This is a genomic window from Nonomuraea sp. NPDC003727 (genome assembly GCF_053586935.1).
Map to the genome: position 1 here is coordinate 75,788 of NZ_JBSFNE010000031.1, position 9,228 is coordinate 85,015.

General features: G+C 72.0%; 8 protein-coding genes. 4 read left to right on the forward strand and 4 right to left on the reverse strand.

The features are described from left to right. Positions 1-22 precede the first annotated feature (22 nt). Positions 23-1,423, forward strand: coding sequence for a phosphatase PAP2 family protein (locus ACWDLG_RS42120; RefSeq protein ID WP_449930818.1), 1,401 nt, complete (start codon positions 23-25; stop codon positions 1,421-1,423). A 69-nt stretch (positions 1,424-1,492) separates the two neighbouring features. Here ACWDLG_RS42120 and ACWDLG_RS42125 read toward each other — a convergent pair whose 3' ends face one another. After that, the gene (locus ACWDLG_RS42125) at positions 1,493-3,259 is read right to left on the reverse strand and encodes an AMP-dependent synthetase/ligase (RefSeq protein WP_449930820.1); all 1,767 of its coding nucleotides are present in this window, start codon (positions 3,257-3,259) and stop codon (positions 1,493-1,495) included. A 115-nt stretch (positions 3,260-3,374) separates the two neighbouring features. After that, positions 3,375-3,533 (reverse strand): hypothetical protein, encoded by a 159-nt coding sequence (locus ACWDLG_RS42130; RefSeq protein WP_449930822.1) that lies wholly within the window; start codon positions 3,531-3,533, stop codon positions 3,375-3,377. Positions 3,534-3,558: 25 nt separating this feature from the next. Here ACWDLG_RS42130 and ACWDLG_RS42135 point away from each other — a divergent pair, with 25 nt between their 5' ends. The 3 genes from ACWDLG_RS42135 (at position 3,559) to ACWDLG_RS42145 (ending at position 6,803) form a co-directional block, all read left to right on the forward strand. Further along, entirely contained in the window at positions 3,559-4,095 is a 537-nt protein-coding gene (locus ACWDLG_RS42135; protein WP_354910987.1) for a CGNR zinc finger domain-containing protein, read from the forward strand. 172 nt (positions 4,096-4,267) lie between these two features. Then, a complete protein-coding gene (locus ACWDLG_RS42140; RefSeq protein ID WP_449930824.1) occupies positions 4,268-5,839 on the forward strand; it encodes an ABC-F family ATP-binding cassette domain-containing protein in 1,572 nt (523 codons plus the stop codon). 37 nt (positions 5,840-5,876) lie between these two features. Continuing rightward, positions 5,877-6,803: a hypothetical protein gene (locus ACWDLG_RS42145; protein WP_449930826.1), complete on the forward strand. Its 927-nt coding sequence runs from the start codon at positions 5,877-5,879 to the stop codon at positions 6,801-6,803. Positions 6,804-7,213: 410 nt separating this feature from the next. On the opposite strand, the gene ACWDLG_RS42150 is transcribed toward ACWDLG_RS42145, so the two are convergent. Continuing rightward, a complete protein-coding gene (locus ACWDLG_RS42150) occupies positions 7,214-7,486 on the reverse strand; it encodes a TFIIB-type zinc ribbon-containing protein (protein WP_354911017.1) in 273 nt (90 codons plus the stop codon). Positions 7,487-7,548: 62 nt separating this feature from the next. Then, the gene (locus ACWDLG_RS42155) at positions 7,549-8,406 is read right to left on the reverse strand and encodes a phosphotransferase family protein (RefSeq protein WP_449930827.1); all 858 of its coding nucleotides are present in this window, start codon (positions 8,404-8,406) and stop codon (positions 7,549-7,551) included. Positions 8,407-9,228: the final 822 nt, after the last annotated feature.

Genomic DNA, 9,228 nt, shown 5'->3' on the forward strand with positions numbered 1-9,228 from the left:
GAACCTGGGCACTAGATACAGCATGCGACTCCGATCTCGGCTGCACCGGCTCGACAAGCACCTGTACGCGGCCGTCGCACGGACCCGGCTGCCGGGCCTCGAAGCCGTCCTGCCGCGGCTGTCCAGAACGGCCGACAACGCGCTGCTGTGGGCGGGCGTCGCGGGCACGTTCGCGCTGAGCGGCAGGCGTCGCCTGCGCAGGGCGGCCACCAGGGGCATGCTCGCGATCAGCCTCGCCAGCCCCCTGGTGAACCTGGCGGGCAAGCAGGCCTTCGGCAGGAAGCGCCCCGTGGCCGACGTGCTGCCGCTGAACCGGCTGCTCAAGATGCCGCTGTCGGCCTCCTTCCCGTCGGGACACTCCGCCTCGGCCGCCGCCTTCGCCACCGCCGTGGCCCTCGAAGCGCCCCTCGCCGTCGCCGTCCCCGTGGCCGCGGTGGCGGCGGCGGTCTGCTTCTCCCGCGTCTACACCGGCGTCCACTACCCGGGCGACGTGCTCGCCGGCGCGGCCATCGGGGTTGCCACCGGGCTGGTCACCCGCCGCATCTGGCCGGAGGCGGCCGAGGCGGGACGGGCCCGCGCCTCGGCCACCGCGCCCGCCGTCGACGGCGACCCCTCGGGCGAGGGCCTGGTCGTCGCCGCCGACCCCGCGGGGGCGGCCGCGCGGAAGCTCCGCGAAGCCTTCCCCCGGGCTGAGTTCGTGCCGCCAGGGGCCCTCGACAGGACCGACGGCAAGGTGCTCGCCGTCGCAGGGGACGACACGAGCGTCGGACCCGCCGCCCGGATCGCGCTCGAGCGGGGCAGGCCGTTGCTGGTCGTCCCGTCGGGCACGCGCGACCTGTTCGCCGCCGAGCTCGGCGTCGCCGACGCGGACGAGGCCGTCGCCGCCTACCGGGCGGGCGAGCTGGCCGCCGTCGACGTCGTGGAGACCGCGGGCAGGGTCTTCGTCAACAGCGCCGGCCTCGGCGTCTATCCCGCCCTCGCCGAGCGCAGGGAGGCCAGGCACCGGCGGATCGGCACCTGGCCGGCGCTGCTGTGGGGCCTGGCCGAGGTGCTGCGCCGCGACGCGGCGCCTGTCGACCTGGTCGTGGACGGCGTGCCGTACCGGGCCTGGCTGATGTTCGTGGGCAACTGCCGGCACGGCTCGCGCGGCGCCGCTCCGGGGCGCCGGGCCAGGCTGGAGGACGGCGTGCTCGACATCAGGCTGATGACGGCCGCCCGGCGGCTGCCCCGCCTGCGGGCGTTCGGGAGCGCGGTGGGCGGGCGGCTCGGCCTGTCGCGCCACTACCGGCAGTGGCAGGCCGACACGGTGCGCGTCGAGACGCCCTCGGGAGAGGTACGGCTGGCGCTGGACGGCCAGACCGTCACCGCGCGCGGGCCCCTGACGTTCGCCAAGCGCCCGCGCGCCCTGCACGTGTTCCGCTGAGGTTCGCCAGCGCCCGCGCGCTGCACGTCTTCCGCTGACCACAGCGACCGGCGCCGCGCGGCCGGGCGCTCAGGTGAGCGTGGCGTCCTTGTAGAAGGCGTCCAGCGTCTCCCCGTAGTGCTGCTCGACCACCTTCCGCTTGATCTTCAGACTGGGCGTCAGCTCTCCGGCCTCCACGGTGAAGTCGTCGGCCAGGATCGCGAAGTCCTTGATCGTCTCGTAGCTCGCCAGCCCCGCGTTCACCTCCTTGATCGCCTTGTCGACCTCCTCGCGCATCCGCGGGTGGTCGCGCAGCTTCTCGGGATCGCCGGGCAGCCCCTCGGCCGCCGCCCACGGCCGTACGACCTCCATGTCGAGCGTCACCAGCGCCGTGCAGAAGTTGCGCCGGTCGCCGTGCACGAACACGTGCGACAGGTACGGGCAGGCCGCCTTGATCCGCCCCTCGAGGTGGGTGGGCGCCACGTACTTCCCGCCCGAGGTCTTGATCAGCTCCTTCTTCCTGTCGGTGATGCGCAGCCGGCCGGCCTCGTCGATCTCGCCGATGTCGCCGGTGCGCAGCCAGCCGTCCTCGAGCGTCTCGGCCGTCTCCTCCGGCAGCCCGTGGTAGCCGCGCATGATGCCGCGCCCGCCGATGAGGATCTCGCCGTCCTCGGCGATGCGCACCTCGGTGCCGGGCAGCGGCTGGCCCACCGTGCCCAGCCGGAGGGCGCCGGGCCTGTTGAGGAAGCTGCCGGCCGACGACTCGGTCAGTCCGTACCCCTCCAGGATGGGCAGCCCCGCGCCGTCGAAGAACTCGCCGATGTCCTGTGACAGCGGGGCGGCGCCGGAGATGAAGGAGCGGATGCGTCCGCCGAAGCGGGCCCGCAGCTTGGCGAACACCAGCCGGTCGGCCAGCGCGTACTCCAGGCGGGTGGTCAGCGGCAGCGTCGCGCCGCGCTGGCGGGCCCTGCTGACCCTGACGCCCGTCCGCTTGGCCCAGTTGAAGATCCGCAGCTTCACGCCGCCCTCGCGCCTGACCGTCGCGACGACGGTGTTGTGGATCTTCTCGAAGATGCGCGGCGCGGCGGCCATGAAGGTCGGCCGCAGCTCGCCCAGGTTGTCGGCGATCCTGTCGAGGCGCCCGTCGATCGCGGTCGGCACGCCGATGTCGATCATCACGACCTCGAGCAGCTTGCCGAACGAGTGCGACAGCGGCAGCCACAGGTAGTGCAGGTCGTCGGGGCCGATCAGGTCGATCTTGCGGACGGCCTCCGCGGCGTACAGCCAGTTGTCGTGGGTCAGCTCGACGCCCTTGGGCCTGCCGGTGGTGCCGGAGGTGTAGATGAGCGTCGCCAGGTCGTCCTGCCCGATCTCGTCGATCATGGCGTCGTAGTCGCCGTCGGCGCCGACCCTGTCGAGCGGGACGACCCAGCCGTCGTCGCTCGCGGCGCCGTCGATGACGACCACGTGGCGGACGCCGGGCAGGTCGGCGCGCACCGAGGCGAGCTTGGCCACCTGGTCGTCGTTCTCCGCGATGACCAGGGTGCTGCCGGAGTCGTTGATGACGTACGCGCATTCGTCGGCGGTGTTGGAGGGGTAGATCGTCGTGGTGGCCGCGCCCGTGGACAGCACGGCCAGGTCGGCGAGGATCCACTCCAGCCGGGTCGAGCAGAGGATGGACACCCTGGCGTCGGCGCGGGCGCCGAGCTCGGCCAGGCCCAGGGCCAGCGGCCGCACCCGCTCGCCCACCTGGGCCCAGGTCAGCGATTCCCAGCCGGTGCCCGCCGGATGGCGATAGGCCTCGGCGTCGGGGGTGGCCTTGATCCGATCGCGCAGCAGAGCGGGAATGCTGGACATTCCTGACCTCCGGTTGAGGGGGACGGCTTGGTGCGCACTCTAGGCCGAACGCGGCGGGTCAGTCGATGGTCAAGAACGGTTACGCCCCCGTTCACTCACCCGGCTGTCACGGTCGTCACACCGTGATCACCTGTCGGCTCTCCGGCGGGGTCGACGTGGTCGCCACGTTGCCGTGATCGGCCGTGCGCACCTCCCACGCGCCGCACTCGCAGCGGAAGTAGGAGATCACGCCGTCCGACGTCTCGTGGGTGGAGACGAGTGTCGTGAAATGCATGCCTCCAACCTGATGTAATGTCCTTATGCATTTCAATGCTTACGGGGGCAACGGGGCGGCACTGTCGGCCGACCTCGTCAACGCCGTCGACTTCACCCCCGAGGCGATCACCCCGTTGCTCGTCAGGAACGAGATGCTGCGAGCGGAGCTCACCCCCGCCCAGGCGGCCGAGCTCGGCCGGTGGGCCAGGCGGCTCGACCCCGTCTTCGGCGAGACCGACCAGGACACCCAGATCACCCTCGTCAACGACCTGCTGGCGATCACCGCGGCCACGCCGTACATCAGCGCGCACGACGGCCGCCGGCCGCACCTGCACTTCTTCGCCCTCGGCGCCGACATCGTCGCCAGGGCCAAGGACACCACGGCGGGCGGGCTGGCGATGGCCATCTGCTTCTCCGACGGCCGCCGCCTCGGCCGCTGCGACAGGCAGGGCTGCCGGACCGTCTACGTCGACACCTCGCGCAACGGACGCCGCAGGTTCTGCTCGCTGGCGTGCGCCAACCGGGTCAACGTCGCGGCGCATCGCGCCCGGGCCCTTGCGGACGATTTTCCGGCCGGGTAACCTCTGCGAGTCGCATTTCCGAGCCGTGGAGGCTGTTGACGTGAGGTTCTGAGGTCGCGGGCACCGCGCCGTCTCGCCCTGTCGTGGGCACGTGCGCACCTGGACCTCGGGCGTCTTCGCGGTGGTTCCCGCCAAGTCCTGAATTCTCAGACTTTCCGACGGGAGCTTTCTCATGTCATTTTCCGTGGTGATCGACCACGTCTCCTACGGCTGGCCGGACGGCACCCAGGTGCTCGACGGCCTCGACGCCGCCTTCCCCGCCGGACGCACCGGCCTGATCGGCGCCAACGGTTCGGGCAAGTCCACCCTGCTCAAGATCATCTCAGGGGAGCTGCGCCCCCGCTCCGGCTCCGTCAGCGTGCTAGGGCAGGTCGGCCACCTGCCGCAGAACCTGCCGCTGCGCGCCGAGCTGACCGTCGCCGACCTGCTCGGCATCAGCGCGACCAGAGCCGCGCTGCACGCGATCGAGTCGGGCGACGTGCGGGAGCAACACTTCACCGCCGTCGGCGACGACTGGGACGTGGAGGAACGGGCGACCGCCCAGCTGGCCACGCTCGGCCTCGACCACGTCGGCCTCGACCGCACCGTCGCGACGCTGTCCGGCGGCGAGACCGTCATGGTGGGCCTGGCCGCGCAGTTCCTCCACCGGCCCGACGTGCTGCTGCTCGACGAGCCCACCAACAACCTCGACCTCGACGCCAGGCGGCGGCTCCACGCCGCGGTCAGGGCCTGGCCGGGGGTGCTGGTCGTCGTCAGCCACGACAGGGAACTGCTCGACCAGGTCGACCAGATCGCCGAGCTGCGCGAGGGCGCGGTACGCCTGTACGGCGGCAACCTGAGCGACTACGAGCGCATGCTCGCCGCCGAACAGGAAACCGCCGCACGCATGGTCAGGGTGGCCGAGGCCGACGTGCGCAGGCAGCGGCGCGAGCTCATCGAGGCCAGGACCAAACTCGACCGGCGGGTGCGCTACGGCGACAAGATGTACGCCAACAAGCGCGAACCGAAGATCGTCATGCAGGCGCGCAAGCGCGAGGCCCAGGTGTCGGCGGGCAAGCACCGCATGATGCACGTCGACAAGCTGGAGGAGGCGCGTGAGCGGCTGAACGAGGCGGAACAGGCGGTGCGCGACGACGCCGAGATCCGCGTCTCGCTGCCCGGGACGGCGGTCCCGGCGGGCCGGGTCGTGCTGTCCTTCGCGACCGCACGCCGTACCGACGAGGCGATGGAACGCCTGGAGGTGCGCGGCCCCGAGCGGATCGCGCTGCTCGGCCCGAACGGGTCGGGCAAGACCACCCTGCTGCGCGCCATCGTGGCGGCAGGGGCGCCGGTCCCGGTCGGCTACCTGCCGCAGCGCCTGGACGTCCTCGACGAGAGCCTCAGCGTGCTCGACAACGTCCGCGCGCACGCCCCCGGCGCCTCCGTCAACGAGGTGCGCGCCCGCCTGGCCCGCTTCCTGTTCAGGGGCGCGCGGGCCGAGCAGCCGGTGCGCACGCTGTCGGGCGGCGAACGCTTCAGGGCGACGCTGGCGGCGCTGCTGTCGGCCGACCCGCCGCCGCAGCTGCTCCTGCTCGACGAGCCGACCAACAACCTCGACCTCGCCAGCGTCAGGCAGCTGTCGCAGGCGCTGTCGGCCTACCGGGGGGCGCTGATCGTGGCCAGCCACGATCTGCCGTTCCTGCGGGGGCTCGGGATCACCCGGTGGCTCCGGCAGGATCGGGACAGCGGTCTGACCGAGTCCTGATTGACGGCAGGGGATCAGCCGGGCGATAGTGTGGCAGATGCTTGCCCCCCGGTTGATCTCCTGCGTTCTCGGCCTGGCGACGCTGACCCTCACCGCGTGCAGCTCCACGGCCCAGGGCCCCGCCGAGCCCTCCCCGGGAGTCACGGGGCCGTCGAGCGGCACCGGCGCCCTCACCGCCGCCGCCTACCGCGACGCGCTCACCGAGCAGCGCACCGGCGTGCGGGCCGCGCTCACCGCGCTCTCCTCCGCGAAGACCGTCAAGTCACTCAACGATCGCATGGAACGTGCCGAAGAGACCCTCAGCGGCGCCACCGAGGCCCTGTCGGCCCTCGCCCCTCCCGTCGAGGCGCGCGTCCAGCACGAGGCGTACGTGGCCAGCCTGCGCGACTTCACCACCCAGCTCGGGATGACGCTCGGCAAGGTGGGCGGCAGAAGCGTCTGCACGGCGGGCGGGGTCTTCAGCGACGTCGCGGACAAGCTCCAGGCGCTCGACCAGGCGGGCAGGTCGCTGACCGCGCTCGGCGACTACCCGGCCGACGTGGTGCCGGTCAAGGCGGCCAGGAAGCAGACCAGGCGGCCGGCGAACGGGCGGTTCCTGCGCGCCGAGCGGCTCAGCGGGCGCAGCTCCCTGCTGATCGACAACGGCGGGTCGAGGGACGCGGTGGTGACCGTGATGCGCGGCAAGGCCAAGGCGTTCAGCGTGTTCGTGCGCAAGAAGTCGACGTTCCGGGTGAAAGGCGTGCGCGACGGCACGTACGAGATCTTCTTCACCCACGGGGTCGACTGGGACGGCAGGGCGTTCACCAGGTCGTGCAGCTTCGAGCGGTTCGAGAAGCCGGTGCAGTTCAGGACGACGTACACGGCGACGCAGATCAGGTGGCACGACTGGCGCGTCACCCTGCACTCGGTCACCGGCGGCAACGCGCCCACGACCGACGTCGACCCCGGCACCTTCCCGGCCTGATCGGCAGCGCCCGGCCAGGCCCGGTCCTGCGGCCGGCGGGAGCGGCGACCCGGGGAGACCGCCCCCGCGTCCGGTGGGAGCCGCGATCCGGTCGGTCCGGCCCCGTATGTGGCGGGACGGCGATCCGGTCGGCCGGGCTTCCGTGTGTGGCGGGGGCTCGATCCGGTCGGCTGGGCTTCGGTGTGTGGCGGGGCGTTGATCCGGTCGGCCGGCCCATGGCTGGTGGGGGTGTCGGTCGTTTCGGCCCCGGAGTCGTGGGGGTCCGGTCGGCCCTTTCGGCCCCAGAGTCGTGGGGGTCCGGTCGGCTCGCAACCGCGGGAGGTCCGGCCCCCCGGCGGTGGAAGGGGCCGCCGGAGACGGAAAGGGCCGCGTCCCTCGCACTCGAGGTCGCGGCCCTTTTCACAGCAGGGTCAGGAGGAGAACAGCATCCCCAGGAAGCTGTCGTGCCTGCGCCGGTGACCGTAGTGACCGCCGTAGTGCGGGGCGGGGGCGCCCCACGCGGGAGCCCCGTGAGCCGGAGGCGGGGGCGCGGCGGGCGGCGTGTGGTACTGGGACTCCATGCGAGTCAGCGTCTCCAGCTCGCCGTAGTCGAGGAAGATCCCTCGGCAGTTCTCACACTGCTCGATGTGGACCCCGTTGCGCTCGTAAGTCCGCATGTTGCCGCGGCACTTGGGGCACTGCATCTGGTTGATCTCCTTGCCCATTGGCGGGATGTACACGGTCTGCGTGCGTCACTATGTCAGCCTCACCGGAGGCCCACAATCCTGTCGCACGACTCGACCAACGAACGTTCCACCTCGTCCAGTTCCCGACCCTCCCGCTGTGCGTGGGTGACCGCCACCGCGGCCAGCTGAACGGTGACCGCTCTGGCGGGAACGTCGAGCCTGGCCCAGGGGTCGCGCGGGTCCAGCGCGGGCCCGCCCGACGCGAGATAGGCGTTGAGGAACCGGTTCCAGATGCCGGGCTCGAGAAGCCCTGCGGCGAACCACGCCGCCGGACGCGCCAGGTCCCAGGCCGGGTCGCCGATCCCCAGGTCGTCCACGTCGATCAGCAGCCACCGGTCCGAGCGCCGCACCAGCTGGCCCAGGTGCCAGTCGCCGTGGGTGAGCAGCAGGGGCACGGGCTCGGGGGCGGGGAGCGCCGCCAGGGCCTGCCGTACCAGCCGCTGGTCCGGCCCGTCTCCCGGCATGCCGCTGACCGCCCGCGCCATCCGCGCGGGCCCGCCCGCCTCCGGCAGCGGCGGCACCGTCGTCAGCGGTACGGCATGCAGCCGGGCCAGCAGCCGCGCCCCTTCCTCCCAGGGAGCGGCGTCAGGGTCGTCGGGAGCGACCGGTGTACCCGCCGGCCACACGGTCACCGCCCTGTCGCGCACCGTGCGCACGTCCATGTCCAGGGGGGCGAGCATCACCCCGGTCAGCGCGGCCGACGCGCTGGCCTTGAGCCTCAACCGGAGGGAGGCCGCGTCGTCCCTGGCCGAGTGCGCCTTGACCACGACCTCGCCGCGCCGGACGACGACGACGTCACTCCTCGTCGCGTGCCGGGTCGGCGTGCCTGCCCCGCCGTACTGGGCGGCCAGGCGGGCCAGCTCATCCTCGAGATCCACCCGGAAAGCCTACGAGGCGCCGCTCGTGGGCCGTTCCGCGACGGCGGCCGGGGCACGTCGAACGCTCCGGCCTGCCGTTCCCCGCCCCGCCATCCGAGAGGGTGTTCTGGGAGGGCGGCACCCTGGGTACGGGCTTTCGGGAGGGCGGCACCCTGGGTACGGGCTTTCGGGAGGGCGGCACCCTGGGTACGGGCTTTCGGGAGGGCGGCACCCTCGGTACGGGCTTTCGGGAGGGCGGCACCCTCGGTACGGGCTTTCGGGAGGGCGACACTTTCGGTACGGGCGCTGCGAGGGCGGAACCACCATTGGGGGAGGGGGCCGAGAGGGCAGCGCCACCATGAGGGACATGAGGGAGGGGTCCGGGAGGAGCGCCGCGGGCAAGGATTCCAGGAGCGCCGCACTCCCGGGAATCCCCTTCTGAAGACGCGCGGAGCGAGCCGACAAGCGCCTCACCGCGTATGCCCGCGGTATCCAGGTGAAACTCCACTACCTGGACGCGCCTTTCGAGGTGCTGTCCCGCAAAGTGGTGGCCCGCGCCACTGAGGGCAGGACAGGACGCCGTCCCCATCACGCAGGAACAGATGGCTCACGACGTGACGTTGTTCGAAGTCCCGGATGCGCACGAGTTGGCCCTGTTCGACACACCGGCTGTTGCCGGGCCTTGTGAGTGAACCGCGCCGGCTGTCGTGGCCCCGACGTTTCCGGTGGTCGAGGACTGTTTTCCGGTATGGCGGTGCGTTGATTTGACGGGGGACGGAGTCGTACATAGAGTTCACCAGTCCCACCCAGTCGGCGTTGATCGTCGGCTGTCCGGGGGAAACC

Coding starts and splice junctions, on each gene's coding strand:
- ACWDLG_RS42120 (WP_449930818.1), top strand. CDS start 23: ATGCGACTCCGATCTCGGCTGCACCGGCTCGACAAGCACCTGTACGCG.
- ACWDLG_RS42125 (WP_449930820.1), bottom strand. CDS start 3,259: ATGTCCAGCATTCCCGCTCTGCTGCGCGATCGGATCAAGGCCACCCCC.
- ACWDLG_RS42130 (WP_449930822.1), bottom strand. CDS start 3,533: ATGCATTTCACGACACTCGTCTCCACCCACGAGACGTCGGACGGCGTG.
- ACWDLG_RS42135 (WP_354910987.1), top strand. CDS start 3,559: ATGCATTTCAATGCTTACGGGGGCAACGGGGCGGCACTGTCGGCCGAC.
- ACWDLG_RS42140 (WP_449930824.1), top strand. CDS start 4,268: ATGTCATTTTCCGTGGTGATCGACCACGTCTCCTACGGCTGGCCGGAC.
- ACWDLG_RS42145 (WP_449930826.1), top strand. CDS start 5,877: ATGCTTGCCCCCCGGTTGATCTCCTGCGTTCTCGGCCTGGCGACGCTG.
- ACWDLG_RS42150 (WP_354911017.1), bottom strand. CDS start 7,486: ATGCAGTGCCCCAAGTGCCGCGGCAACATGCGGACTTACGAGCGCAAC.